The sequence below is a fragment of the Nocardia jejuensis NBRC 103114 genome (genome assembly GCF_001613145.1).
Classification (GTDB): Bacteria; Actinomycetota; Actinomycetes; order Mycobacteriales; family Mycobacteriaceae; genus Nocardia; species Nocardia jejuensis.
The window spans coordinates 20,815-45,649 of sequence record NZ_BDBU01000065.1; the positions used below are offsets into that span (position 1 = coordinate 20,815).

The 24,835-nt window shown below is 68.8% G+C and carries 24 protein-coding genes, 1 pseudogene and 1 riboswitch; of the genes and pseudogenes, 18 read left to right on the forward strand and 7 right to left on the reverse strand.

Annotated features, from left to right (window positions below; genetic code table 11):
• The first annotated feature begins 151 nt into the window (after positions 1-151).
• The 7 genes from NJ1_RS35395 to NJ1_RS35425 all read left to right on the forward strand — a co-directional run bounded on the left by NJ1_RS35395 (position 152) and on the right by NJ1_RS35425 (position 7,856).
• On the forward strand, positions 152-505 hold the full coding sequence (locus NJ1_RS35395) for a hypothetical protein (RefSeq protein ID WP_245717724.1): 354 nt from the start codon (positions 152-154) through the stop codon (positions 503-505).
• A gap of 211 nt (positions 506-716) precedes the next feature.
• Positions 717-1,946 carry an ABC transporter substrate-binding protein gene (locus NJ1_RS35400; protein ID WP_084479190.1) on the forward strand — a complete coding sequence of 410 codons (1,230 nt, stop codon included), beginning with the start codon at positions 717-719 and terminating at the stop codon, positions 1,944-1,946.
• An 83-nt stretch (positions 1,947-2,029) separates the two neighbouring features.
• Positions 2,030-3,052, forward strand: coding sequence for an ABC transporter permease (locus NJ1_RS35405; RefSeq protein ID WP_169813247.1), 1,023 nt, complete (start codon positions 2,030-2,032; stop codon positions 3,050-3,052).
• Positions 3,046-3,888, forward strand: coding sequence for an ABC transporter ATP-binding protein (locus tag NJ1_RS35410; RefSeq protein ID WP_084479192.1), 843 nt, complete (start codon positions 3,046-3,048; stop codon positions 3,886-3,888). Before NJ1_RS35405 ends, NJ1_RS35410 begins: the two co-directional genes overlap by 7 nt.
• Positions 3,885-5,282 carry a pyridoxal-phosphate dependent enzyme gene (locus NJ1_RS35415; RefSeq protein ID WP_067703912.1) on the forward strand — a complete coding sequence of 466 codons (1,398 nt, stop codon included), beginning with the start codon at positions 3,885-3,887 and terminating at the stop codon, positions 5,280-5,282. The genes NJ1_RS35410 and NJ1_RS35415 overlap by 4 nt, the downstream gene beginning before the upstream one ends.
• Entirely contained in the window at positions 5,282-5,974 is a 693-nt protein-coding gene (locus tag NJ1_RS35420) for a YcnI family protein (protein ID WP_067703915.1), read from the forward strand. The genes NJ1_RS35415 and NJ1_RS35420 overlap by 1 nt, the downstream gene beginning before the upstream one ends.
• A gap of 205 nt (positions 5,975-6,179) precedes the next feature.
• Complete coding sequence (locus tag NJ1_RS35425; protein ID WP_067703918.1) at positions 6,180-7,856, forward strand: copper resistance CopC/CopD family protein; 1,677 nt, start codon at positions 6,180-6,182, stop codon at positions 7,854-7,856.
• A gap of 881 nt (positions 7,857-8,737) precedes the next feature.
• Here NJ1_RS35425 and NJ1_RS35430 read toward each other — a convergent pair.
• Both NJ1_RS35430 and NJ1_RS35435 read right to left on the reverse strand, forming a co-directional pair.
• Positions 8,738-9,802: an NAD(P)H-dependent amine dehydrogenase family protein gene (locus NJ1_RS35430; RefSeq protein ID WP_067703921.1), complete on the reverse strand. Its 1,065-nt coding sequence runs from the start codon at positions 9,800-9,802 to the stop codon at positions 8,738-8,740.
• Positions 9,803-9,827: 25 nt separating this feature from the next.
• Positions 9,828-10,616, reverse strand: a complete 789-nt coding sequence (locus NJ1_RS35435; RefSeq protein WP_067703925.1) for an SDR family oxidoreductase — start codon at positions 10,614-10,616, stop codon at positions 9,828-9,830.
• Positions 10,617-10,726: 110 nt separating this feature from the next.
• Here NJ1_RS35435 and NJ1_RS35440 point away from each other — a divergent pair, with 110 nt between their 5' ends.
• The 3 genes from NJ1_RS35440 to NJ1_RS35450 all read left to right on the forward strand — a co-directional run bounded on the left by NJ1_RS35440 (position 10,727) and on the right by NJ1_RS35450 (position 12,153).
• Positions 10,727-11,359 (forward strand): TetR/AcrR family transcriptional regulator, encoded by a 633-nt coding sequence (locus NJ1_RS35440; protein WP_169813248.1) that lies wholly within the window; start codon positions 10,727-10,729, stop codon positions 11,357-11,359.
• Between the two features lie 101 nt (positions 11,360-11,460).
• Positions 11,461-11,910 carry a DUF2752 domain-containing protein gene (locus NJ1_RS35445; protein ID WP_067703978.1) on the forward strand — a complete coding sequence of 150 codons (450 nt, stop codon included), beginning with the start codon at positions 11,461-11,463 and terminating at the stop codon, positions 11,908-11,910.
• A gap of 54 nt (positions 11,911-11,964) precedes the next feature.
• Positions 11,965-12,153 (forward strand): hypothetical protein, encoded by a 189-nt coding sequence (locus NJ1_RS35450; protein WP_067703929.1) that lies wholly within the window; start codon positions 11,965-11,967, stop codon positions 12,151-12,153.
• 15 nt (positions 12,154-12,168) lie between these two features.
• On the opposite strand, the gene NJ1_RS35455 is transcribed toward NJ1_RS35450, so the two are convergent.
• Positions 12,169-13,482 (reverse strand): aminotransferase class V-fold PLP-dependent enzyme, encoded by a 1,314-nt coding sequence (locus NJ1_RS35455; protein ID WP_067703931.1) that lies wholly within the window; start codon positions 13,480-13,482, stop codon positions 12,169-12,171.
• A gap of 54 nt (positions 13,483-13,536) precedes the next feature.
• Positions 13,537-13,653: riboswitch (SAM riboswitch) on the reverse strand.
• A gap of 174 nt (positions 13,654-13,827) precedes the next feature.
• Between NJ1_RS35455 and NJ1_RS35460 the strand changes: the two genes are divergently transcribed.
• Positions 13,828-14,502: a biliverdin-producing heme oxygenase gene (locus NJ1_RS35460; protein WP_067703934.1), complete on the forward strand. Its 675-nt coding sequence runs from the start codon at positions 13,828-13,830 to the stop codon at positions 14,500-14,502.
• A gap of 383 nt (positions 14,503-14,885) precedes the next feature.
• Positions 14,886-15,518, forward strand: a complete 633-nt coding sequence (locus tag NJ1_RS35465; RefSeq protein WP_067703937.1) for a LysE family translocator — start codon at positions 14,886-14,888, stop codon at positions 15,516-15,518.
• A gap of 175 nt (positions 15,519-15,693) precedes the next feature.
• Here NJ1_RS35465 and NJ1_RS35470 read toward each other — a convergent pair whose 3' ends face one another.
• The 3 genes from NJ1_RS35470 to NJ1_RS35480 form a co-directional block, all read right to left on the reverse strand.
• Positions 15,694-16,158 (reverse strand): flavin reductase family protein, encoded by a 465-nt coding sequence (locus NJ1_RS35470; RefSeq protein WP_084479195.1) that lies wholly within the window; start codon positions 16,156-16,158, stop codon positions 15,694-15,696.
• Between the two features lie 212 nt (positions 16,159-16,370).
• On the reverse strand, positions 16,371-16,844 hold the full coding sequence (locus tag NJ1_RS35475; protein WP_067703943.1) for a YbaK/EbsC family protein: 474 nt from the start codon (positions 16,842-16,844) through the stop codon (positions 16,371-16,373).
• A gap of 40 nt (positions 16,845-16,884) precedes the next feature.
• Positions 16,885-17,205: a 2-oxo-4-hydroxy-4-carboxy-5-ureidoimidazoline decarboxylase gene (locus NJ1_RS35480; protein ID WP_067703946.1), complete on the reverse strand. Its 321-nt coding sequence runs from the start codon at positions 17,203-17,205 to the stop codon at positions 16,885-16,887.
• Between the two features lie 213 nt (positions 17,206-17,418).
• Here NJ1_RS35480 and NJ1_RS35485 point away from each other — a divergent pair, with 213 nt between their 5' ends.
• From NJ1_RS35485 to NJ1_RS35495, 3 genes are all read left to right on the forward strand, one after another.
• Complete coding sequence (locus tag NJ1_RS35485; protein WP_067703949.1) at positions 17,419-18,240, forward strand: crotonase/enoyl-CoA hydratase family protein; 822 nt, start codon at positions 17,419-17,421, stop codon at positions 18,238-18,240.
• Between the two features lie 661 nt (positions 18,241-18,901).
• A complete protein-coding gene (locus NJ1_RS35490; protein WP_067703981.1) occupies positions 18,902-20,554 on the forward strand; it encodes an MDR family MFS transporter in 1,653 nt (550 codons plus the stop codon).
• 179 nt (positions 20,555-20,733) lie between these two features.
• Positions 20,734-20,952, forward strand: a complete 219-nt coding sequence (locus tag NJ1_RS35495; RefSeq protein WP_067703984.1) for a hypothetical protein — start codon at positions 20,734-20,736, stop codon at positions 20,950-20,952.
• A gap of 180 nt (positions 20,953-21,132) precedes the next feature.
• On the opposite strand, the gene ppa is transcribed toward NJ1_RS35495, so the two are convergent.
• Positions 21,133-21,624, reverse strand: coding sequence for an inorganic diphosphatase (gene ppa / locus NJ1_RS35500; RefSeq protein WP_067703952.1), 492 nt, complete (start codon positions 21,622-21,624; stop codon positions 21,133-21,135).
• A gap of 172 nt (positions 21,625-21,796) precedes the next feature.
• Here ppa and dacB point away from each other — a divergent pair, with 172 nt between their 5' ends.
• The 3 genes and pseudogenes from dacB to NJ1_RS35515 all read left to right on the forward strand — a co-directional run.
• Positions 21,797-23,245, forward strand: a complete 1,449-nt coding sequence (dacB, locus tag NJ1_RS35505) for a D-alanyl-D-alanine carboxypeptidase/D-alanyl-D-alanine endopeptidase (RefSeq protein ID WP_245717725.1) — start codon at positions 21,797-21,799, stop codon at positions 23,243-23,245.
• 13 nt (positions 23,246-23,258) lie between these two features.
• Positions 23,259-24,398: a zinc-dependent metalloprotease gene (locus NJ1_RS35510; protein WP_084479196.1), complete on the forward strand. Its 1,140-nt coding sequence runs from the start codon at positions 23,259-23,261 to the stop codon at positions 24,396-24,398.
• Positions 24,399-24,666: 268 nt separating this feature from the next.
• Positions 24,667-24,835: pseudogene (locus tag NJ1_RS35515) on the forward strand (tRNA lysidine(34) synthetase TilS); the annotation flags it as partial.

The window sequence follows — 24,835 nt, forward strand, 5'->3', positions numbered from 1 at the left end:
TACGTGCGCCGCAGTTTCTGTGGGGCCTCGGTGTGAAGGTCCATCGTGGGGTTGGCTCGGGTGATCGGGCGGCCTGCGGTTCTGTTCGAAGGTTTCACCTGGCTCGACTGTCGGGATCGACGGTCGGATAACCCTTGGGAGGATCTCGAAGATGAAGAGGACGATAGCTGTCGCCGCCGCGCTTCCGATGCTGAGTTTCGCCGCCGTGGTCGGCGCGGGCACGGCCGAGGCCGCGCCGCAGGATTGCACGATCAATCGGACGCTGATCGACGCGTCGGCTACCTGTTACGACACGGATGCTCCCGCGGGACGGGAGTACACCGTGGTCGTCGAGTGCTGGGGGCTGGCTGGGGTTCCCAATGCCTGGCCGTTGATGGCGATCGGGCCGTATCGGGGTTCGTGGGGTGGATCGTTCGGGCCGGCGGGGCAGGGGTCGTCCTCGTGTATCGGGCCGTCGAGTGTCGGTACCGTCACCAACGCCTATGTCCGCGTGTATCGCGAATGATCTGATTCGATCCGCCCCCTGCGCATGGTTCGTGTGCGCAGGGGGCTTTCGTGTTTTCCGGGTCGACTTGCGTTCGTTGTGAATCGAACTCTGTTCGGGGGCGGCGGGTTTTGCGACTCTGACGGCCTGCACTCCGGTGGATCGGCCGGGGAGAGTGGCGTCCGGGCACCGGGTTTCGGTGTGGGTGCGCCGACACGAGAGGACCCGGGGCATGGCTGGCGACAACGAGAACGTGCGGGATCAGAACGAGACCACGGGTACGCCGGGGGACGTCACCGGGCAGGGCGATGCGAGGAACACAGCCGGTGAGGCCACGCCGGAAGCGGTTTCCGGTCCTGTCTCCGCTGCCACCGACGGCGCGAGCGCAGCCGAGGAAACGAGCGATCCCGCCGATGACGAGCTCGTAGACCTGGAAACCCCTGCGGACCTGGAGGTTCCGACGCTGTCGCGGCGAAAGCTGTTCGCGGGAGCGGGAATCGCGGCGGCGGTGGTGGCCGGTGGCGGGCTGACGGCCTGGCTCACCACTCGGCGCACGCCCGGGTCGGGACCGGTGAACCGGGCGTTGAAGATCGGGTTCGGTGGCGGCGTGTGCGAGGCGCCGCTGTTCGCGGCGGTGCATCAGGGGATCTTCGACAAGCACGGGTTGAAGGTGGAGGTCGTCAAGACCGGCGCCGACGAGATCAAGGACGCGGTAGGCGCGGGCAAGCTCGATGCCGCGCCGGGCATCTTCTTCTCCTGGTTGAAGCCGATCGAGCAGGGGATCGACGCCAAGCTGGCGGCGGGCCTGCACGAGGGCTGCCTGCGGTTGATCGTGCCCACGGACAGTCCGATCAATTCGGTCGCGCAGTTGAAGGGCAAGGCGATCGGCGTTGCCGCCATCGGTGATTCGGCGATGTCGTTCTTCTCGCTGGATCTGCTCGACGCGGGGCTGCATCCCAGTGACGACGTCGAATGGCGGGTGTTCCCGGGCGATCAGCTCGGCGACGCGCTCGCTCGCGGTGAGATCGTGGCCGTCGCGGGCAGCGACCCGAACGCGCTGATTCCGCAGATCGGCGGTAAGGCGCGTGAGATCTCCAGCAATCAGCAGGGCGCCAACCGCGAGCTTTTCTGCTGCGCGACCGCGGTGAACGGCAGGCTGCTGCGTGAGGATCCCGAGACCGCGCGGGCGCTGGTGACGGCGTGGGCGGAGGGCAGCCGCTGGGTGGGTGCGAACCTGTCGGCGACCGCCGCGCTCGAGGTCGACAACAAGTACGTGGCGGCCGGGCTGCCGCTGGTGGAGTCGACGCTGAAGACGTACGGCTACAACCCGTCCGCGATCAAGTTCAAGCCCGAGATCACGCCCGGTATCGAGAAATTCGCGAAGACCGGGTACCTGGATCGCAAGACCGATGCCAGGGTGCTCGCCGACAAGGTGTACGCGGATCTCGGGCTGACATGGTAACCACCACCTCCACGAACGGAAGATCCGGCGGTCCGGCACCCGGACCGGAAGGAGCGGCGCTCGATGCAGGATCGGACGACGCCGTGCGGGAGGTCGAATCCGCCACGGCTGCAGAGACTTCAGCGAAAACCGGTGGCGCTTCCGGCCGTGCGGCAACGCGCTACCCGCCGACACTGGGGTTCGTACTGGCCTGGTCGCTGTGGACGCTGACCGCGGTGCTGACGCTCGCGGTTCCGGACACGCTGCAGGCGGCCTCGCCGCTCGCGGTCGGAATCCTCTTCGCCGCATGGACTTCGGTGCTGACGGCGTGGAGCGCGGCCGCCTACCGGAACCGGAATCTGACTATCCGGCTCCGGTACTGGACGCCGTGGTTCGGCATCGTCGCGGCCTGGACGCTGTTCTGGGAGTTCAGCACCGCGAAAACCGGCTGGCTGGTGCCGCCGCATTTCGCGTCACCGCAGCAGATGCTGCTGGTGTACTGGGAGGACGGCGGGCTGCTGCTCTCGTGCACCTGGCACTCGCTGCTGCTGCTCGTGCAGGGTTTCGTGATCGGCGCGCTGGCGGGGCTGGCCACCGGAATCGCCACGGGATGGTCCAAAAACGTTACGTACTGGGCGAATCCGATCCTGCTCACCCTCGGCCCAGTACCGCCCGCGACGATCCTGCCGCTGGTGTTCATCCTGTTCCCGACCACGTATCTGGGCAGCGTGTTCATGGTGGCGTTCGGGGTGTGGTTCCCGGTCGCGGTGCTCACGCGGGCCGGAATCTCGGGGGTCGCGCGTGACTACTTCGACGTGGCGCAGACGCTGGGCGCCTCGAATCGATTCCTGATCTGGCGGGTCGCGGTGCCGGGTGCGCTGCCCAGCATCTTCACCGGGTTGTTCATGGGACTTGGTGCGTCGCTGGCGGCGCTGGCGGTGGCCGAACTGCTCGGCGTGAAGAACGGGCTCGGCTGGTACATCCAGTGGACCAAGGGCTGGGCGGCGTATCCGCGCATGTACGCGGCGATCGGAATCATGATCCTGATCTGCCGCGCCCTCTTCGTCGGATTGTTCCGGCTGCGCAATCGCGCGCTGGTATGGCAGAAGGATCTGGTGCGATGGTGAACCAGGGAATCGCGGTCGACATCGACGGGGTGTCGCATCAGTTCACGGTCGCCGGTGCGCGTAAGCGGACGGTGCTGGACCGGGCACTGGGGCGGCCCGCGCCGGTGCCGACCCGGGCGCAGGAACTGGGCCGGCTGCGAGTGCTGACCGACGTGTCGCTGCGGGTGGAACCGGGCGAGTTCGTCGCGCTGCTCGGACCGTCGGGCTGCGGCAAGTCCACCCTGCTGCGGCTGCTGGCCGGACTGGACAAGCCTTCGCGCGGCACTCTGAGAGCTGACGGAGCGAGTATCGACGGCCCGGATCCGCACCGCGCCTTGATGTTCCAGGATCCGACGCTGTTCCCGTGGCGGACCGTCGAACAGAACGTGGCGCTGGGTTCGCAGGCGCGCGGGGTCTTGGCCGCGGAGACGGAGCAGGTCACCGAGGCTCTGGAACTGGTCGGACTCGGCGGATTCCGGGATTCGTATCCCGCGCACCTGTCCGGTGGAATGGCGCAGCGCGCGGCGCTGGCGCGAGCGCTGGTGAACCGGCCCCGGCTGTTCCTGCTCGACGAGCCGTTGGGCAAGCTGGACGCGCTCACCCGCGCCACCCTGCAGACCGAGATCCTGCGGCTGTGGGAACGCGACCGCTTCACCGCGCTGCTGGTCACCCATGATGTAGACGAGGCGCTGCGTCTGGCCGATCGCGTCGTGGTGTTCAGCGCGCGCCCCGGAAAAATAGTGCGGGACTTGGCGATAAAGCTTCCGCGCCCGCGTGATCACGACAATTCCGAATACCTTCGACTGCGCCGGGAGTTGTTCACCGCACTCGGCGAGACAGGCAGGGCCGCCGCATGACCACCGTGACACCGTCCACCGCCGGCGTCTTCGATTCGTTCGCCGACGCCGTCGGCAATACACCGCTGGTTCGGCTCAATCGCGTCGTCGACGACATCCGCGCCACCGTGTACGTGAAGCTGGAATACCTGAATCCCGGTGGCAGCGTGAAGGATCGGGCCGCGCTGTTCATGCTGCGCGCGGCCGAGGAGTCGGGGGAACTGCGTCCCGGCGGGACCGTGGTCGAGGCCACCTCCGGCAATACCGGACTCGGGCTGGCCGCGCTGGCGGCCGCGCGCGGTTACCGCACCATCGTCGTGGTGCCGGACAAGGTGAGCCAGGAGAAGAAGGCGCTGCTGCGCGCGCACGGCGCGGAAGTCATCGTGACGCCGGGACTGCGGCCGGTGGATCATCCCGAACATCTGCGCAGCGTCGCGTTGCGGCTGGTCGAGGAGATTCCCGGCGCGTGGTTCGCGGGCCAGTACGACAATCCCGCGAATCCGGCCGCGCACCGCGCCACGACCGGACCGGAGATCTGGAGCCAGACCGGCGGGCGGATAACGCATTTCGTGGCCGGAGTCGGCACGGGCGGCACCATCACCGGGACGGGCGAGTATCTGAAGGAGGCGTCCGGCGGCACGGTGCGCGTCATCGGGGCCGATCCCGAGACCTCCGTGTACGGCGGCGGCGACGGGCGGGTCTGGTACATCGAGGCGGTCGGGCACATCCTGCATCCGGAGACCGAGACCGATCTCTGGCCGGACTCCTACCACCGGGAGGTGGTGGACTCGATCCAGCGGATTCCGGATGTGGAGTCGATCCGGGTCCTGCACCGGCTGGCCAAGGAGGAGGGGCTGCTGCTGGGCGGTTCGTCGGGCACCGCGATCGCGGCGGCGTTGCGGACCGCGCGTGGGCTGGGACCCGAGGATGTGGTCGTGGTGGTGGCGCCGGATTCCGGGCGCGCCTACCTGTCCAAGTACTACAGCGACGAATGGCTCGGATCACTCGGATTCCCGTTGACCGGTGCGGTCGAGGGGCCCACCGTCGGTGACGTCCTGGGTGATCCCGTCGCCTCCGACGCGGTGCTCACGGTGCCGTCGCGCGCGACCGTCGCCGAGGCGAGGGAACTGCTCGGTGACGCGGCCGCGCTGCCGGTGGTGTTGCAGCGCAGCACATCCGGGCCGACCGTGGCCTCGGAGATTCTCGGAGCCGTCACCGGTGCGGGGTTGGCCGGCGCGCCCGCCGACGACGTGGTGAGCGCGCACCTGAGTGCGGCGCTGCCGTTGGCGGGGACCACCGCCCCGGTGCGGGAGGTCATCGCGCGGATCGCCGAACACGAAGGGCCCGTGGTGATCACGCACGAGGGCCGGATCGTCGCGGTGGTGGACTCGGCGCGTATCGAGGCGGGTTCGTGATGGGGTTCCGGCATTGGGCGGGAGTCTTCGCCACCGCGGCGGTGCTGTCGGCCGCGAGCTCGGGGCTCGCGTCCGCGCACGTCGGCGTGAGCGCTCCCGACGCCGCGCCGGGCGGATTCACGGTGCTCACGGTGCGAGTGCCGACCGAATCGGTGACGGCCGGGACCGTGAAGCTGGAAATCACACTGCCGAAGGACACTCCGCTCGCCACCGTGCGCACCGCACCGGTCCCGGGCTGGCAGGCCGAGCAGAAGCGTTCCACCCTGCCCAAGCCCGTCGACGACGGTCACGGCCACACGGTGTCGGAGTACGTCTCGTCGGTGGTCTTCACCGCCCGGGACGGATCCGCCATCGCCCCTGGCGAATTCGGCGAGTTCAAGCTCCAGGTGGGTCCGCTGCCCCATGTCTCGGAACTCGTCTTCCCGGCCATCCAGACCTACAGCGACGGTACGGTCGTCTCCTGGATCGAGCGCTCCGCCGACGGCACCACTCCCGACAAACCCGCCCCGGTTCTGAAATTGAGCGGTTCCCACGGGGACGATCACATCCAGGACGCCGCTGAGACGAAAACTCCCGGAAGCAAGAATGATTCGGCTGTCTCGGGCTGGCTGGCGGGAACAGCCCTGGTGCTCTCCCTCGCCGCCCTCGCGCTGGCCGGTGCACCCTGGCTGCGCCGAGTCCGCAACGAGTGAACACGAGCGCGCCGGCTCCGGTGCCGTCCCGTGGCCAGGAGCGTGTCGGGGCCGGTGGCGCCGGTCCGGCTCCGCGAGTCCGGCCCCGGCTCGCACCCGAGTCGTCGGCGGGGGTGCGGATCGTGGCTGATCGATCCGGGGTGCGTCGGTTGCCCGCGCGGGTGACGTTCACGGCCGCAATGGGCGGGTTGTCGCTGTGAGGGGCATGCGAAAGGCCGCGATCCGGGTGGTCGCGGTGGCGGGGTTCGTGCTGGCCGTGGTGTGGGGTGGTGCGGGAACGGCCGCGGCGCACGCGGTGCTGGTGTCCAGTGATCCCGGATACGGTGCGACGCTGTCACAAGCGCCCGAACAGGTGTCGATGACCTTCGACGAGCCGGTGACGGCCGCTCGGAACTCGGTGACGGTCGCCGATCGGGACGGCGTCCGAGTCGACACCGGTGAGGTACGCGGCATCGACGGCGGCCGGACCGTGGTGGTCCCGCTGCGCGCCGGACTCTCGGACGGCACGTATCTGCTCGGCTGGTCGCTGCTCTCGGCCGACGGTCACCTGGTGGCCGGGTCCATCGTCTTCGGTATCGGTGCGCCACCGGATCTTTCGGTCACCGGCGCACCGCCGGATCCGCTGATCGCGGCCTTGGACACGGTGGTCCGCCTGCTCACCGGGCTCGGGTATCTGGGAATCGCACTGGCCGTGGGAGTTCCACCGGCCGTGTATGCGATCCAGCGCCGGGCGTCGGACATCGGCGCGGTCGTTCAACTGGCTCGAATCGGTGCGGCTCTCACCGCGGTGACCGCCCTGCTGATCTTCGCGGCCACCCCCGCGCGCCTCGCGGGAACCGCGGGCTGGACCGATCCGCAGATCTGGAAGCAGTCCGCCACCTCCGTGATCGGCGCCGCCGCGCTGGTCCGAGCCGCTGCCGCAGTGGCACTCCTGTGGCTCTCGAAGCGGTCCATCGCCCAGCCATCGCGTTGGACGACCGCGGGGCGGGTCGCGGTCCTCGCACCGGGTTCTGCGCCGGAGCGGACGATTCCCGATGCGCGGCAGGTATGGGGTGCGGACCGGCGGGGGAGCTTCCGGGTGGTCGCATCGGTGCTGGTCGTGGTGTCCACCGCGGTGGCGGGGCATGCGGTGGCGGGGGAGTACCGGTGGATCGCGCTGGTGTCGGTAGCGCTGCATCTCGTCGCCATGGCGGTGTGGATCGGCGGGGTGGCCGTCGTGATTCTGTTGTGGCGCACGGACGGACGCGGGGAGGCGGTGGCACGGTTCGGGCGGGTGGCCGTGCTCGCACTCGGAGCAGTGGTGGTGTCGGGGGCGTTGCAGACCTGGCGGGCGGTGAGTCCGGTTGCGGCGCTGTGGCATACGTCGTGGGGGTTGCTGCTGCTGGTCAAGCTTGCGCTGGTGGGTGTGGCGCTGGGGATCGCGGTGGTGGTCCGCAGGACCGCGCGGGTGGGCGCGGCGCGGCTGGAGTTCGGGGCGCAGGTGGCGGTACTGGTGGTCAGCGCGCTGTTGACCGGTGTCGCCCCGGCGCGGGACTCGTACGATCCGGCCGTGACGCTGGCCGCCGAGCTGGGACCGCTGGCGGCGACGATCGCCGTCGACGGGGCCCATGCGGGCACCCAGGAATTGACCGTGCGACTGCGTGATTCGGCGGGCGAACCGGTCGATGCGCTCGAGGTCTCCGGGCGACTGGTGCGCGACGACGGCGCCCTCGGTCCCATCGAAATACCTTTCCGCCGAGTCGAACCCGTCGAACTGGGACCGGACTACTTCGTCTCCCAGCCGGTCCGGGTACCCCTCGCCGGTGACTGGCATCTGCGGCTCACCGTGGTGGCCGATCGCGTCAACGGCTACGCCGCCACTCTGCCGTACCGGGTGTGGTGATCGCGGGCATCTCGGGCGGATCCGGACACGCCGACTCGGGCTGATCTGACAGGGTCCGCTCGCCGGAGAAGACTGGTGACCGACCCGGCACCCGAACACGGAGGATTGGCGACGTGAGTACGGATCGCCCGCCCGGCCAGGCAGGACAGGACTCGACGGAGTCACTGGTCTGGTACGCCGCGTACGGGTCGAACCTGCTCGAAGCGCGCTTCCGGTTCTACGCCCGGGGCGGTACGCCGACCGGGACCACGCGCGCCTATCCGGGCTTTCGGGATCGGCGACCGGTGGTGCGCAGTGCCGCGCTGACGCTCCCCGGATGCGTCTATTTCAGCTGGGAGTCACGGGTGTGGGGCGGGGGAATGGCCTTCTACGCACCCGGTGGCCGGGCGGGATGGCCGCAAGGGGTGGCCGCGCGCGGATATCTGCTGACCACGGGACAATTCGCGGATCTGGTCGCGCAGGAGATGCATCGTCCGGTCGGCACCGATCTGGACCTGTCCCGGGTGCTCCGCGACGGCCGGGACACGCTCGGTGACGGCCGATACGAGACGCTGGTCCGGGCAGGCGATCTCGACGGCCACCCGATTCTGACGTGCACCGCACCCTGGGACCCGGCCACCGTCGAACTTCGCTCCCCGGCCCCGCGCTACGTGGGGCTGATCGCGACCGGGCTGCACGAGACCCACGGCTGGGCGAGCGATCGGATCGCGGGTTACCTGGCCGGGCTGCCCGGAATCGAAGGAATATGGGACCGCCATGATCTGAACGTGGCGGTCGACCGGGCGGTGAGCCACGGAGTCGTTCTCCGCCGGGGATCCACCCTCGTGTCCGACCCTGCTGAAGCCCCGTGCGGGACAGGGGCTTCAGCGGGTCGAGCGGGGTCAGGAGACCAGGCCGCGACCGGTGGTGAGGGGCAGGTCGGTGGCGGTGAGGAGGCCGGTGCGGGCTTGGACGACGGCGGGGACGGCGCTGACCAGGCGGGCCGCGGTTCCGATCACCCCCGCTAGCGCGTGGTCGCCGTTGCTGAGCAGTTGCAGGTCGAGCTGGTAGTCGGGCTCGCCCTTGATTTCCACTCGGTAGCAACCCTTTCCGGTGGGCTGCGGCCAGTCGGGCGCCAGATCCGGGTGCAGACGGGTGACGTGTTCGAGGCTCAGGACCGGCCGGCCGCCGCGCATGCCCTGCACCTGGAAGCGCAGGGCCGCGGCGGTGCCGGTCTCCACGGTGCGGTCGATGACCTTCAGGGGCTCGAGTGCGGGCAGGCGCTCGAAATGCTCTGTCACCGAGTCGAGTTCGACGTCCAGGGCCGCGGCGAGCTGGCGGACGACGCTGCCCCACGCCAGGGTGAGGACGCCCGGCTGCAGGAGCATGGGCAGGTCGTCGAGCTTGCTGCCGAAGCCCATGATGTCGAACAGCACCTTGGGATTGTCGTAGGTGGAGTAGTCCATGATCTCCGAGCAGACGACGGCGTCGATCCGCTCGGAGCCGCTGGACAGCAGCAGCGGCAGCCAGTCGTTGGCCCAGCCGGGGTCGATTCCGTTGACCCACAGCGAGGCTCCGCCCGCCTCGGCGGCCTCGACGATGGGTGTGATCGCCTCCTCGGGCAGGGTGCCGTACGGATACTGCAGGAAGACGGGGCTGCTGGAGACGACATTGATGCCCGCGCGCAGGAAGGTCTTCAGGTCCTCCACCGCCTCCATCAGCCGGTCGTCGGCCATGGCGGTGTGCACGATGCAGTCGGGTTTCAGGGCGATGAGGGCCTGGGCGTCCGTCGTCGCGGCGACGCCGATTTCGCGGTCGAGACCGGCCAGTTCACCGGCGTCCCGGCCGTCCTTCTCGGCGCTGGACACCCAGACGCCGACGAGTTCGAGTTCGGGGCGGGCGATGATGGATCGAAGGGTGCGGCGGCCGACATTGCCGGTGCTCCACTGGACTACGCGATAGGTCATGGGAGAACTCCTGTGCTGGAACGGTTTACAGGTCCGGAATGGGGAGATCGAGGTTGGGGGCGGCGATACCGCCGTCGACCTCCAGAACCTTGCCGGTGACGTAGCCGCCCGCGCGGGAGCTGAGGTAGACGATCGCGGCCGCGATCTCCCAGGGCTCGCCGAGCCGCCCCAGCGGAGTCGCGCTCTCCATTGCGCTCTTGATTTCCGGTTGCTGCGCAACGACTTCCAGCGCCGAGGTCAGTACCGAACCGACGGCGATGGCGTTCACCCGGATCTTCGGGGACAGGTCGGCGGCGGCCAGGCGGGTCCAGTGCGCGAGCGCCGCCTTGGCGGTGCCGTAGGCCAGGAAGCCGCGGCCGGGGGAGCGGCCCATCATCGAGGAGATGTTCACGACGGAGCCGCCGCCGGTCTCGAGCATGTGCGGGACCGCGGCCACGGTCAGCGCGTGCGCGGTGGAGACGTTGAAACGGAATGCCTCTTCGAGGAATTCGGGGGTGGTGGTCAGGAAGGTGTTCGGCATGGTGCCGCCGACATTGTTGACCACGATGTCGATGCGGCCGAGTTCGGCGGCCGCGGTCTCCGCGAAGGCGCTCACGGCGGACAGGTCCGACAGATCACACGGCACGGTGATCGCCCGCCGGCCCAGGGCCCGGATCTTGCCGGCGACCTCCTCCAATTGTTCGGGGGTGCGGGCGGCGAGGGCGACATCCGCGCCGGCCTCGGCGAGCGCGAGCGCGGTGGCGGCGCCGATGCCGCGGCCCGCTCCGGTCACGACGGCGACGCGGCCGTCGAGTCGGAAGGTATCCAGGATCATGCCAATCGATTCTCTCTGCGTGACGACAGTCACAAGCCACCTTTAAGAACTAACGCTTAACTGTCAAGGACTTCTTCTTTAACCCCAGGTGAGCGGCTACAGTGCAGGGTGTGGGAGTGAACGACGCGCGGGAGCGGATCATCCTGGCCGCGGAACGCCTGATCGCCGAGCGCGGCCAGGCGGTGCCGCTGCGCGACATCGCGGCGGCCGCTGGGCAGCGGAACAATTCCGCCATCCAGTACCACTTCGGCTCGCGGGACGGGCTCATCGAGGCGGTCGTCGAGCACCGCCTCGCGACGCTCGAGGTGCGGCGGCTGGAACTGCTTGCGGAACAGACGGGTTCGGACGACGAGGAACAGGTGCACGGGCTGCTCGAAGCGCTGGTGATCCCCATGTTCGAACTCGGCGAACGGCACGCGATCAACCACTACGCCCGGTTTCTCGAACAGATCCACACGCATCCCTCGGTCACCGATGCCGCCAACCTCAGCAGTGAACGGCGCACCTCGGTCCGGGTGATCATGCAGCGGCTCGAACGCGAACTGACCGGCCTGCCGCCTCGATTGCGGATCAGGCGGTTGCGGTCGCTGCCCACAGTGCTTTTCGCGCTGCTGGCCGATCACGAACGTGCCGTGGAGGCGGGCCGGGTGAGCCCGGGGGACGTCTCGGCCTGGGTCGAGATCATCGACATGCTCGCGGGCGTGCTCACCGCGCCGGTCGTCGAGCGGGCTCCGGTGCGGTAGAAGACACTGCGGTAGAAGATACTGCGGTGGAAGGCACTGCGGTGGAGAGCACCCCGAGCCGACCTGGCAGGTTGCCTGCCGCCCCGCTACCGTTGATCCTCGTGGACACCAGGTCAGCGCCCGTCACGGCTCCCGAAGCTCGCCCTCGATGGCTGAGCCTGGGTCTGCCGTTGCTCACGGGCGGGGTGGTGGCCGGTGGGCTCGCGCTGCTGCACCTGCGGGATCCGCATCGGGAGGGCTCCTGGGGGCTGTGCCCGTTCTACGAGCTGACCGGGTACTGGTGCCCGGGCTGTGGTGGCCTGCGCGGCCTGCACAATCTCACCGACGGCCGGATCCTCGACGCGATCCACAGCAATATCCTGCTGGTGCCGCTGCTGCTGGGTTTCCTTGTCTGGTGGGGCAACTGGATTCTGACCGGGTGGCGCGGGCAGCCGATCCCGCGACTGCCGAAGGTGCTGCCGCGCTCGGCATTGTGGATCACGCTCGCGTTCCTCGTGGTCTACACGGTGTTCCGCAATACCCCGTGGGGGACGTGGCTCGCGCCGGTGTGAGAGTCGCGGCGTGCCTGCCCGAATGAAACCCGGTGCGCGGGGCATGCTCTGGGCATGAGCGATTCACTGAAGGACAGGGTGCGCGCGAAGCTGGTGCGGCAATTGGCCGAGGACGGGCCGCCGGATCCGGACCAGGACGATTCGCGACAGGTATCGGTACAGGACGATCTCGACCTGCTCGACGCCGTCGCGGATGACGACCCGTTCGTGGAGGAACTGGCGACCCGCTACCTGGTGGCTTAGGCCCAACTCTCAGGGTCAGAACCCGCAGGGGGCTCCGCCCTGGTCGGAGTCACCGAAGGGGCGGGGGTCGGGGGTGGGGTTCCAGTGGCCTTCGGTACGGGCGTATTGCCAAGTGGGGCCTTTTTCCACCAGGGTGGAGACGGCGTCGATCAGGCGGTCGACGTCGGCGGTGGTGGTGCCGAGGCCGATGCTGGCGCGCAGGGCGGAATCGACGCCGAGGCGGGCGAGCAGGGGGTGGGCGCAGAAGCGGCCGTCGCGCACGCCGATGCCGTGTTCGGCCGAGAGGTAGGCCGCGACCTGGCCGGGCTCGAAGCCCTCGACGGTGAACGCGACGATGCCGACGGCGTCGGTGCTGTCCCGCCAGATGCGCAGGAAGTTCACGCCCGGAACGGTTTTGAGGCCGTAGCGCAGTCGGTGGGTGAGGTAGCGCTCGTGCTCGAGCACGGTGGATTCGTCGAATCCGGCCAGGGCGTCGCAGGCGGCGGCGAGTGCGGCGACGCCGAGCACGTTCGGTGAGCCCGCCTCGTGGCGCTGCGGGGCCGGAGCCCATTCGACGCCGTCGGTGGTGACCGAGCGGACCGCACCGCCGCCGGCCAGGTGCGGTTCGGCGGCGTCGAGCCAGTCGCGGCGGCCGACGAGCACGCCCGCGCCGAACGGCGCGTACGCCTTGTGCCCGGAGAAGGCCAGGTAGTCGATGCCGGTGGTGCGCAGGTCGATTCGGCGATGCGGGGCCAGCTGGGCGGCGTCCACCGCGATGCGGGTGCCGCACTGGTGCGCGATCCAGGCCAGGCGCTCGAGCGGCAGCAGTTCACCGGTCACATTGGAGGCTCCGGTAACCGCAAGCAGCGCAGCGGGTTTGGTGCACAGCTCGGCGACCACCCGCTGGATGGTCTCCTCGATGGTGTCGGCGATCGGCACCACGCGACGGCCGTTGCGGGCCCACGGCAGGAAGTTGGCGTGGTGCTCCACGTCCAGCACGACGGTGTCGCCCGGGACGCAGTCGGCGAGCAGGTTCAGCGAATCGGTGGTGTTGCGGGTGAAGACCACGACCTGGTCGTCCGCGGCGTTCACGAAGCGCGAGACCGTGCCGCGCGCCGATTCGTAGCAGTCGGTGGAGATGCGCGAGGCGTACCCGGCGCCGCGATGCACGCTGGCGTAGTACGGCAGCAGATCCGCGATCCGGTCGGTGACCTGCTGCAATGCGGGAGCGCTCGCGGCGTAGTCGAAGTTGGCGTAGCTGATGGCGCCGCCTTGGACCAGGGGCACCTGGAGATCACATCCGGAGACCTTGGCGAAGGGGGAACAGGTCTGGTCGGCGAAAGCAGTCATCACGAAATCCCGTCGGCTTCAGGGACGCGCGATCACCAACTACAGATGATCGAGAGTCCGCGCTTGCCGCGCCCGTTTTCGGGCATGCGGCCTGGTCGTCACCCGGAGCACCCCACCGCGGAGGAGGGTTGCCGACCAGCGAGCCGGGGCTTGATGCTGGTACTCATGACCTGATTGCCGAGATTGGCAGATGCCCGGATTCTTGTCAACCCCGCCACGAAAATCATCCGAAAGTTGGATCGGGTGGGCCGCAAAGTTCGAATCGCGAGATCGTTGCTGGGGCGTAGGGTTTGTGTGAGGTTAGGGTAGCCAAAGTGGTGCCCCGGGAGTGAAACGAGGGTCACCATGCTGACTGAGTCATCGACGAGCACCGGCACGCCGTTCTCGACGCTCGTACGCACCGCGACCGAGCAGCAGCACAGCGAGGCCGAGCACTCCACCTTCATGCGTGACATGCTCGGCGGACAGCTCGGCGTGCAGGCCTTCTACCGCTATACCGGCCAGCTCTGGTTCGTCTACGAGGCCCTCGAAAAGCATTCGGCCGCACTGGCTTCGGACCCGGTCGCGGGGCCCTTCGTGCGCCCCGAGCTGGACCGCCTCGCCTCGCTCGAAGCCGATCTGGCGTACCTCGGCGGCGCGAACTGGCGCGAGGATCTCGTCCCGCTGCCCGCCACCGCCGCCTACGCCGAGCGCATCGAAGAATGCGCACAGCAATGGCCCGCCGGCTACGTCGTGCACCACTACACCCGCTACCTCGGCGATCTGTCCGGCGGCCAGGTCATCCGTGGCACCGCCGAGAAGCTGTGGGATCTGCCCAAGAAGGGCGACGGCGTGCGGTTCTACGTCTTCGAGGCCATCTCCAACCCCGCCGCGTTCAAGCGCGAATACCGCGAGAGCCTCGATCGGCTGCCGATCGAGGGCGCGGAGCTGGAGCGTGTGCTGGACGAGGCGCGTCGCGCGTTCACGCTCAACACCGACCTGTTCCAGGCGCTGGGCGCGGAATTCGTTACGAGTAACTGATTCTCGGCGCTGCCGGTCGGATCCGAGCGACAGCGCCCGTCGCGGCTCTCGAGGCGAGCGCGCGTCGACTCAGGTCGAGTGGTCGGCTTACCGGTGCTGGGCGCGTGCCGGGATCGGTGGGTGCGTGGGCGGCCGCCGGTGTCGATCGCGGTCGGCTGTGGTCACTGTGTCGCGGCTCGTGAAGCCGTCGGCTCGTCGGGGGGTCGGCGGCTTCGTCGTTTCGGTGCGGGCTCGATGTGAGCGGATGCACCTGGGCCGAGCGTGCTGCCGGTGAAACCCGCAATTGCGCACGTGGACCTGTCTGTCCGCGGGGTCTATGCGGGGCGGTGGCGCACACGGGATTTCGCTTGCGCCGAGGGACGTCGGTGCGCTGCCATGTAGGGATGAGCATCTCCCTGCTGCTGAGCTTCGTCGGGCTGTGTGTCCTGCTGTCGATCACGCCTGGTCCGGATTCGTTTCTGGTGCTGCGGTTCTCGATGGCCGGACGACGACCCGCCATCGCCGCCGCGATGGGTTCGGCCGTCGGCGGGATCGTGTGGGCGGTGGTGGTCGCGGCGGGGGTGGCGGCGCTGCTCGAGCAATCCGCCACGGCGTATCGCACGCTGAAGGTGATCGGCGGAATCTACCTGGTGTATCTGGGAATTCGCGCGCTGCTCGCGCATCGGCGCGGGCACGGCGGGCAGCGGGACTCGAGCGGAATCCAGGAGCGGGAGCGGTCGACGACGGTTCGCGCGGCATTCGCTGCCGGATTGCTGTCCTGTGTTTTCAACCCCAAGGTCGGACTGTTCTACCTCGCGGTGCTGCCGCAGTTCCTCACGCACGTGAGTTTCGCCAATACCCTCACCCTCGGTGTCATCGAATCCTCCATCGCCGCAATCGAAATGGTGCTGCTGGCGCTGGCCGCCTCGCGTGCGGCGGAGCTGCTGCGCAATCCGCGGGTGCGGGGTCGGCTGGAGCAGGCGAGCGCGGCCATCCTGACCGCACTGGGGATCGGCACCGCGGCGTCCGCCGCCTGAACGGCAGGTTCACATCACCACCTGTCGGGGCCCACGCCGTGCTCGACACCGTGTTCTGCAAGAAGCTGCTGTACGAAGGACGCGGCGTGCCTGCTGATCCGCGCTGCGGCGCCAGGTCGGACAGCGCCGCCGCGCCCGACCCGGCGAAGTTACGGTGACGGGTGGTCGGACCGGATCAGTCGGCGATCTCCGCGCGGTGGTAGACGCCGTTGTAGTAGACCAGCGGGCCCGCCGCGGGCGCGTCGTTCGTGTTGTCGTAGACGCGGGTGACCAGGCCGACGACCAGGGTGTGATCGCCGATCGGGATCAGCTGATGCACGGACGCGCGTACCCAGATCGGGGTGCCGTGCAGCACGGGTTCACCGGTTTCGAGGGTGGTCCACAGCGATCGATCGCTGAACCGCTCCTCGGCGGTGCGGCTGAAGCGCTGCGCCAGGTGCTTCTGATGCTCGCCCAGGAAGTGCACGACCACCGACTCGGCCTTCAGGACGGCCGCGATGCTGGAGGAGTTCTCGGCGATATTGAACGAGATCAGGGGCGGCTGCGCCGAGAGCGAGGCGAACGAGGTGGCGGTGAAACCCACCGGTCCGTGCTCGGAGTCGAGCGTGACCACGGTGACGCCCGCCGGATAGTGGCGCATGGCCCCGCGATACTGCTGGGCGGTGATGCCGCTCACATCGTTCGGAAACAGCTCAGCGTCGGGCACGTGTAGCTCGGCGCCTGGCGTCGGAGAATCGCTCACCTTTCGAACCTACGTGGTCGAGCGCCCGATTATTCCGGGTGTGCGGGATATCGGGGTCCGCACGTCCCGGCGCGTTCGCCTGACCTGCGCGATCCGCCGGGACGGGAGAGTCAATCCATATCGATGGCGAGCCCCGCGGTGATGCGCACCAGTTCCCCGAAGGTGGTGCGAAAGACCGTGGCCGGATGTCCGCCCGCCGCCCACAGTTCATGGTGCCGGGCCAGCGCGTTGTCGATGAAGGTCGGCAGATTGGTGGGATGCCCGAGGGGTGCGACGCCGCCGATCGGCTGTCCGGTCACCTGCCGCACCAGATCGGCCGGAGCCCGGGTGAGCACGCCGTCCAGCCGGCGGCCGGTGCTGTCCAGATTCACCTGGTGCGCGCCGGACACGAGCAGCAGGACCGGATCGTCGTCGAGCAGGAAGATCAGCGACTTCGTGATCGCGCCGACGTTCACACCGAGCGCCTCGGCGGCTTCCATCGCGGTATGGGTGGGGACGGTCTGGGTGATGATCACGCCATGATGGCCGCGCGAGATGAGGGTGTCGGAAACCTTGGACGCAACCGGTGGCAGAGACCTGCGCATGCAAACCAGCGTAGAGCGATTGCGGTGGATGTGCCGGGGATCAGTAATCGGGATAGCCCTCTTCGGGACCGAGCATGCCGCCCAGGCGTGTTCGCGTGACGCGCGTCAGCTCCTCGACGGTGCGGCCCGAAACCGGCTCGTGCACACAGGAATCGAAGGCCCGGTCCAGGTCGGTGGCCGATAGGGCGTGCAGTTCCGCCTCGGCCGCGGTGTACAGCGCCGCGTATCCGGGATAGGGCCGCCCGTCCGCGATCTTCGTCGCCCAGCTGACATTGCAGCAGCATTCGTACAGCGCGTGCACCGCGCGCCTGCGGGAGAGGTGATTGAAGCGATCGAGGCCGATTCCGTGATGCATCAACATCTCAGACCTCACCTTGGTGTGAGCTTTTCGGGACAGCTCCATGGTCCGCCGCCGTGGCCTGGGTAAACCAGTGTGGCGCAGCAGATTTAGCACAGGATTAACACCCGCGACCGAAATGCCCCACGACCGGTCGGTTCGGCGATTGCCGAGCCCTGCGAAACGAGGTTCCACAGTGCCCGAGATGGCCGTTTCGCGGACCGATACGCTGGACGAATGACTGAATGGAAGGCTTTCACAGTCGAGAGCAAGGACCACGTCGCCCAGGTGACGCTGACCGGCCCCGGCAAGGGCAATGCCATGGGCCCGGACTTCTGGCGCGAGCTGCCGATCATCTTCGGCGAACTCGACGCCGACCCCGAGGTGCGGGCCATCGTGCTCACCGGCTCCGGCAAGCATTTCTCCTACGGACTGGACCTGCCCGCCATGGCGGGCACCTTCGGCCCGCTGCTGGCCGACAAGGCGCTCGCCGCGCCGCGCACCGACTTCCTGCACGAGATCCGCGGCATGCAGGCCTCGGTCACCGCCGTGGCCGACTGCCGCAAGCCGGTCATCGCGGCCGTCTCGGGCTGGTGCATCGGCGGCGGGCTGGATCTGATCGCGGCCGCCGACATCCGGCTGGCCAGCGCCGACGCCAAGTTCAGCCTGCGTGAGGCGAAGGTCGCCATCGTCGCTGACATCGGCTCGCTGCACCGGCTGCCGGGCATCATCGGCGAGGGGCATCTGCGCGAACTCGCCTACACCGGCAAGGACATCGACGCGGCCCGCGCGGAGAAGATCGGGCTGATCAACGACGTGCACGCCGATCAGGACGCGGTGCTCGAGGCGGCGCACGTGGTGGCCCGCGAGATCGCCGAGAACCCGCCGCTGGTGGTGCAGGGCATCAAGGACGTGCTGGATCAGCCGAAGGCGGGCAAGGTCGCCGACGGGCTGCGGTACGTGTCCACCTGGAACGCGGCGTTCCTGCCCTCGCACGATCTCACCGAGGCGATCCAGGCGGTATTCGAGAAGCGGGCCGCCCGCTTCGAAGGGAAATGACAACTCTCGTCACTCTCAGGGGCTTCGCCCCTGAAACCCCAGGGGCGCAGGGGGTTCGCGTCAGCGGCCCGTAGCCGAGTGGTGTCGCCACCGCCGGTGGCCCGGCAGCGTCACTACCGCCGGTTGCTCGGCTGCGTTGCCGTGCTGGGTCGCTCGGCTGCGTTGCCACGCTGGGTTGCCCGGCTGCGTTGCCGTGCTGGGTCGCTCGGCCGCGACGCCACGCTGGGTTGCCCGGCCGCGACACCACGCTGGGTTGCCCGGCCGCGTTGCCACGCTGGGTTGCCCGGCCGCGTTGCCACGCTGGGTTGCCCGGCCGCGTTGCCACGCTGGGTTGCCCGGCCGCGTCGCCATACTGGGTCGCCGGGCCGCGTTGCCACGAGGGGTCGAGCAGCCGCGTTGGCATGCCGACCGACCGGCAGCTTTGCCATTGCCGGTCGGTTGGTCACGCCACCGTCGGTGTGTAGCCGGGGTGGCCTCGCCCCCAGGTGGCGCGGAGTGGGGCTTGTCCGCAGCCACTCCCACTCCCCAGGGGCCGAGACCGCCTGTTGTGCAGGCGGTCTCGTTGGGTTGCCGGGTGGTGGTGTGGCCGGGATCGGTCGTGGAAAGGGCTGCGTGGCTTCGGTTACCGGCCTATCGTGGGCCGGGGGACCGGAGGTTGACCATGGCTACATCCGAGGTGACCGAGTCGGCGGGCGAGGACGGGTTCACGCACCGGCAGATTCTGGTGATCCTGAGTGGGCTGCTGCTCGGGATTCTGCTCGCCGCGCTGGATCAGACCATCGTGTCCACGGCCATTCGCACCATTGCCGATGATCTGGACGGGTACGCGCTGCAGGTGTGGGCGACGACCGCGTATCTGATCACCGCCACGCTGGCCACGCCGCTGTACGGCAAACTCTCGGATATGTACGGGCGCAAGCCCTTCTACCTCGCCGCCATCTCGATCTTCCTGATCGGATCGCTGCTGTGCAGTTTCGCGCAGACCATGTACGAGCTGGCGGCCTTCCGCGCCGTGCAGGGGTTGGGCGCGGGCGGGCTGATGTCGCTGGCGCTCACCATCGTCGGCGATATCGTGAGCCCGCGGGAGAGGGCCAGGTATCAGGGTTACTTCCTGGCGGTATTCGGCACCTCCAGCGTGGTCGGGCCGGTGCTCGGCGGGCTCTTCGCGGGCCAGGACAGCATTCTCGGGATCTCCGGCTGGCGCTGGGTGTTCCTGGTCAATGTGCCGATCGGGCTGTTCACCCTGGCCGTGGTGACCCGGGTGCTGCATCTGCCGGCCCGGGAGAAGTCCAGGGATCGCGTGGATTACTGGGGAGCGCTGGCGCTGGCTATCGGGATCACCCCGCTGTTGATCGTTGCCGAGCAGGGTCGCGAATGGGGTTGGGGCAGTGCCGGATCGATCACCTGCTACGTCATCGCCGTGCTCGGCATCGCCGGTTTCGTGGCGGCGGAGGCGGCCCTGGGGGATGCCGCGCTGATTCCACTGCGGATCTTCGCGAACCGCACCTTCGCGCTGGGCGTGATCATCTCGTTCGTGGTGGGCGCGGGTATGTTCGGCGGAATCCTGCTGCTGCCGCAGTATTTGCAGGCGGTTCGCGGAGCGAGCCCGATGCTCGGCGGTCTGCAGATGATGCCCATGGTCCTGGGCATGATGATCGGCTCGATCGTGTCCGGCCAATTGATCTCGCGCACCGGGCATTACAAGGTCTACACCGTGCTCGGCGCGGCCATGATCACACTCGGGTTGTTCCTGCTGCACTACCTGCGCGCGGACACCGCGTTCCCGATCGTGGCGCTGTTCATGCTGTGCGTCGGGTTCGGGCTGGGCAATCTGATGCAGCCGCTCATCGTGGCGCTGCAGAATGCGTTGCCGCCCAAGGACATGGGCGTCTCGACCGCCTCGGCGACCTTCTTCCGCCAGATCGGCGGCACGCTGGGTGCGGCGGTGTTCCTGTCGATCCTGTTCACCAGGCTCACGCCGAACATTCGCTCGGAGCTGGTGGCGGCCGGCGAGGACCCCGAGTTCCGCAACGTGCTGCTGCACGCGACGTCCGACGGCAATCCGGCGGACCAGGCGCTGGCGCACGGCCTGCTGAGCGGCGACACCTCCGCCGCGCAGCGCGTGCTCGGCGACAGTTCGGTCATCCAGCAGCTGAATCCGGTGCTGGCCCGACCGTTCCAGGCCGGTTTCGCCGAGTCGCTGTCCACGGTGTTCCTGACCACCTCCGCGGTCACGCTGGTGGCGCTGGTACTGGTGCTGTTCTGGCGCGAGGTGCCCCTGCGCACCACCGCCGGACTCGGTGCCGCGGAATAGCCGGGGGCCACCCCTCGGGGTAGCCGGAGCCCACCCCTCGCGGGTGATCTTGTCCCTCACAGGGTGTCCCGGTCCTCACCCCTGGGTGGGCTGTGCGGCGAGTGTCGCTCTCCTACTGTCGTTTTCAGAAGAACGCCGAGCGGCTTGTGGGAGGGCCGCTCACCGACGAGGAGAAACACATGCGCATCAAGACCATCGTGGCCGCCGGACTGCTCGCGGCGGGAGTCGTCGCCGGAGGCCAGGCGATCGCGTCCGCCGACGTGTACGAGGGCACCTACTACAGCCGGGCCGCCTGTTCCGGGGCCGGCCAGGCCATCGTGGACAGTGCGTACACCCCGTACTACTACTGGCAGTGCGAGCAGGACTACTCGGGCAACTGGGACCTCTACCTGTCCTGACCCCATAACGAAAAGAGTGGGTGGCGCGGAAATGTCCGCGCCACCCACTCTTTCGTTTCACCGACTCAGTGCAGACTCAGTGCGGATGTCGAGTCACCGACTCAGTGCGGATGTCGAGTCACCGACTCAGTACGGATCTCGAGTCACCGACTCAGTGCGGATGTCGAGTCACCGACTCACTCAGTGCCCGCCCTGATCCTTCAGGCGCTGGTACGCCTCGACGACCAGGGTCTCGGCCTTCTCTCGGCCTTCCCAGCCGTCGACCTTGACCCACTTGCCCGGCTCCAGGTCCTTGTAGCGCTCGAAGAAGTGCGCGATCTCCTTGCGCTGGAACTCCGGAATGTCCTCGACATCCTGGATGTGATCCCAGCGCTTGTCCTTGTTGGGGACCGCGACGAGCTTCTCGTCGGTGCCGGCCTCATCGCTCATGATGAGCACGCCGACCGGACGGGCCTCGACGAGCACGCCCGGGAACACCGGCTCGGGCAGCAGCACCATGCAGTCCAGCGGATCGCCGTCGCCGCCCAGGGTGTTCTCGATGTAGCCGTAGTCGGCCGGGTACATCATCGGGGTGTACAGGTAGCGGTCCAGCCGCACTCGCCCGGTCTCGTGGTCTACCTCGTACTTGTTGCGCTGACCCCGGGGGATCTCGATGGTGACGTCGAACTCCACGTCATCTCCTTCTTGGGTGGGCGGTATGGCTGCCGACTCGCCAGCTCGTTCGGGGGAACGACTGCGCAACGAGGATAGTGTGGACGCCGGGGGAGTGGGTCGGGCAGGGACGCCCGGGCCAACCCCACACAGGGATCCAGCCCCACCACAGGTATCAGGGAGACAGCGGCACGTGGCAGGTCGGAACAAGCAGAACATCGGTGGCCTGGAGGCCCGGCGGCGGCGCAGAACCTGGATCGTGGTGACATCGGCACTGGTCGTGGTGGTTGTCGCGGGCGCCGCGGTACTGCTGACGGTGAAGCCGTGGACGGAGGAATTCCGGCACGGAGGCTTGACGATCGCCGCACCGCCCGCACCCGTGAAGGCGCTGCCGCAGGTCGTTCCGGCTCCGGTCACCGCGCCCGTGCCGAGCGCGAACGGTCTGACCGCCTCGCTCACGCCGGTGGCGGGCAGCCCGGATCTGGGCGCGTTCGCCGCGTCGGTGGCGGACGGCGATTCCGGAAACGTCCTGTGGGGCATCGATCCGGACAAGCCGATGATCCCGTCCTCGACCGCGAAGGTGCTCGTCACCTCGGCGGCGCTGCTCGGCCTGCCCGCCGACCATCGGATCACCACCAAGGTGGTCTCCGGTGCGACGCCGAGCGAACTGGTGCTGGTCGGCGCGGGCGATCCGACGCTGACCGCCGCGCCGGACGGCAAGGGCTATTACACCGATGCCCCCAAGCTCTCGGATCTGGTGTCGCAGATCAAGGCCACCGGCCGCAAGTTCGATTCGGTCGTGGTGGACACCTCGGCCTTCTCCGGTCCGACCATGGCGCCGGGGTGGGATCCGGTCGACATCGGCGACGGGTCGATCGCGCCGATGGAGCCGGTCATGATCGACGGCGGCCGCCTGGGCCAGCTGTGGGACTACTCGCCGCGCACCGCCACCCCCGCCCTGGACACCGGCCGTGCGCTGGCCACCGAGCTCGGCCTGGATCCCGCGCGGGTGAAGGCCGGGACCGCGGCCCCCGGGGCCACCAAGGTCGCCGCGGTGCAGTCCGCGCCGCTGCGCACCAGGCTGCTGGACATGATGCTGCACTCGGACAATCTGCTCGCCGAGGCGGTCGGGCGCGAGCTCGCGCTGGCCACCGGCAACGATGCCTCCTTCACCGGCGCGGTCACCGCGGTGATGACGACTCTCAAGGCGGCGGGCTTCGACACGACGGGGGTGACCATGCTCGACAACAGCGGTCTCTCCACCGACGACCGGATTCCGCCGCGCCTGCTGAACCGCATTCTCACCGTCGCGGCCCTGCCGAATATGGCTGCTGCGCAGGGCAACTCGACCTCGAGCGACGCCGCGGGCTCACCGCTGGGCGCCATGCTCGACTACCTGCCGGTGGCGGGCGGAACCGGCTCGCTGGCCACCCGATACACCGTGCGTGACCACGACGGCGCCGGGTGGGTGCGGGCCAAGACCGGAACTCTTTCCGTGGCGAGTGCGTTGGTCGGATATGTGCTGGACCGGGACGGGCGCGTACTGACCTTCGCGCTCATGTCGAACGAACGGCCACCCGAGGTGAGCCGTCCCGCGTTGGATGCCGTCGCCGCCGCGCTGCGCAATTGTGGATGCTCCTGACGGGTGGATGAACATGACCGGACCCGAAAATCATTCGGACACCAAGGGAACCGGTGATCACCATGGCCGAGAGCAGGTACTGGTGAACGCCGAGACCGGTGAGCTGACCCGCAAACCCGCGAGTGGGCTCACCGGATCCGTCGACTGGAAGCTCGCCGCCCGGACCGGTTCGGCCCTGGTGCCCTCCGGGCCGAAGACCTCGCGGGCCGCCGCCCAGCAGGCGGTCCTCGAGCTCGCGCACGCCTCGATCAAGGCCGAGGGGCCGGTGCGCGAGGTCAGCGGCCTGCTGGACGACGGTGTGGTACCCGCCGCGCGCGTGGTGGACCGGCCAGGCTGGATCCGGGCCGCCGCCGACTCCATGGCCGAACTCACCGGCACCGGAGCGGCGCCGGACGGCAAGGGCCGCTTCGCCGGGAAGCCCGCCGGGCTGCAGGCCGGGGCCATGCTGGCCTTCCTGTCCACGGCCATCCTCGGCCAGTACGACCCGTTCACCGGACCCGACGGGACACTGCTGCTGGTCGCGCCGAACATCATGGCGGTGGAACGCGCACTCGGGGTGTCGCCCAGCGACTTTCGGCTCTGGGTATGCCTGCACGAGGTCACCCACCGGGTGCAGTTCTCCTCGGCGCCCTGGCTCGCGGAGTACATGCAGACCAATGTCGAGACCCTCGGTGACGCGGGCGACGAGCCGATGTCGGACATGCTCGGGCGGCTGGTGGAGGCGGTGAAGGAACGTCGCCGCGGGGTCGAGGATCCGGCCGGCGGGGTGATCGGGCTGCTGCGCGCGACCCAGGCCGAGCCGCAGCGCGAGGCGCTGGACCGGCTGCTCATGCTCGGCACCCTGCTCGAGGGGCATGCCGATCACGTCATGGACGCCGTCGGCCCCGCCGTGGTGCCCTCGGTGGCCCGCATCCGTTCGGCCTTCGATCAGCGCCGCAAGCGGCCCGCCAACCCCGTGCAGCGGCTGCTGCGCGCGTTGCTGGGCATGGACGCGAAGGTCGCGCAGTACGTGCGCGGCAAGGCCTTCGTCGACGAGGTCGTGAACACCGTCGGCATGGACCACTTCAACGTGGTGTGGACCGACGCGGAAACCCTGCCCCGCACCGACGAGATCTCCGAACCGCAGCGCTGGGTCACCCGCGTCCTGGGCTGAGGGCGACGGTCGGCCGATGCCGCCGGAAACCCTTCGTGGCCTGGATGATTCACGAGGGCGGTTCGGTCAGCAGGGCTAGTCGTGTCTTCGGACCTGTCCGTCCGGAATCGACCTCGCACTGCTGATCGATTGTGGCGAGGTCGTCCGCGCAGATCCTGCCTCGACGGCCACTCGGACCCGTCGGCGATACGCGAGGTGCGGCACCCGTGGAACGATCGGAGGCGTGAGTGACCGTCCCACGCTGCCCGAGACGCGTGCCGCGCTGCAGATGCGGCACGCGGTGCGGGAGTGGCTGGGTCGGTACGTGTCGCGGGGAGACGCGGTGGCTGTCGGGGTGTCCGGCGGTGCGGATTCGCTGGCGTTGACGGCCACGGCCGTGGTCGAGGCCGGGGTCGTGGACGCGCTCGTCGTGGATCACGGGCTGCAGGCGGGGTCGG

Bases quoted from the DNA above. Each gene is read 5' to 3' on its own strand.
- NJ1_RS35395 (WP_245717724.1), top strand. From the start codon at position 152: ATGAAGAGGACGATAGCTGTCGCCGCCGCGCTTCCGATGCTGAGTTTC.
- NJ1_RS35400 (WP_084479190.1), top strand. From the start codon at position 717: ATGGCTGGCGACAACGAGAACGTGCGGGATCAGAACGAGACCACGGGT.
- NJ1_RS35410 (WP_084479192.1), top strand. From the start codon at position 3,046: ATGGTGAACCAGGGAATCGCGGTCGACATCGACGGGGTGTCGCATCAG.
- NJ1_RS35415 (WP_067703912.1), top strand. From the start codon at position 3,885: ATGACCACCGTGACACCGTCCACCGCCGGCGTCTTCGATTCGTTCGCC.
- NJ1_RS35420 (WP_067703915.1), top strand. From the start codon at position 5,282: ATGGGGTTCCGGCATTGGGCGGGAGTCTTCGCCACCGCGGCGGTGCTG.
- NJ1_RS35425 (WP_067703918.1), top strand. From the start codon at position 6,180: ATGCGAAAGGCCGCGATCCGGGTGGTCGCGGTGGCGGGGTTCGTGCTG.
- NJ1_RS35430 (WP_067703921.1), bottom strand. From the start codon at position 9,802: ATGACCTATCGCGTAGTCCAGTGGAGCACCGGCAATGTCGGCCGCCGC.
- NJ1_RS35435 (WP_067703925.1), bottom strand. From the start codon at position 10,616: ATGATCCTGGATACCTTCCGACTCGACGGCCGCGTCGCCGTCGTGACC.
- NJ1_RS35450 (WP_067703929.1), top strand. From the start codon at position 11,965: ATGAGCGATTCACTGAAGGACAGGGTGCGCGCGAAGCTGGTGCGGCAA.
- NJ1_RS35455 (WP_067703931.1), bottom strand. From the start codon at position 13,482: ATGACTGCTTTCGCCGACCAGACCTGTTCCCCCTTCGCCAAGGTCTCC.
- NJ1_RS35460 (WP_067703934.1), top strand. From the start codon at position 13,828: ATGCTGACTGAGTCATCGACGAGCACCGGCACGCCGTTCTCGACGCTC.
- NJ1_RS35465 (WP_067703937.1), top strand. From the start codon at position 14,886: ATGAGCATCTCCCTGCTGCTGAGCTTCGTCGGGCTGTGTGTCCTGCTG.
- NJ1_RS35470 (WP_084479195.1), bottom strand. From the start codon at position 16,158: ATGCGCCACTATCCGGCGGGCGTCACCGTGGTCACGCTCGACTCCGAG.
- NJ1_RS35475 (WP_067703943.1), bottom strand. From the start codon at position 16,844: ATGCGCAGGTCTCTGCCACCGGTTGCGTCCAAGGTTTCCGACACCCTC.
- NJ1_RS35480 (WP_067703946.1), bottom strand. From the start codon at position 17,205: ATGTTGATGCATCACGGAATCGGCCTCGATCGCTTCAATCACCTCTCC.
- NJ1_RS35485 (WP_067703949.1), top strand. From the start codon at position 17,419: ATGACTGAATGGAAGGCTTTCACAGTCGAGAGCAAGGACCACGTCGCC.
- NJ1_RS35490 (WP_067703981.1), top strand. From the start codon at position 18,902: ATGGCTACATCCGAGGTGACCGAGTCGGCGGGCGAGGACGGGTTCACG.
- NJ1_RS35495 (WP_067703984.1), top strand. From the start codon at position 20,734: ATGCGCATCAAGACCATCGTGGCCGCCGGACTGCTCGCGGCGGGAGTC.
- NJ1_RS35510 (WP_084479196.1), top strand. From the start codon at position 23,259: ATGACCGGACCCGAAAATCATTCGGACACCAAGGGAACCGGTGATCAC.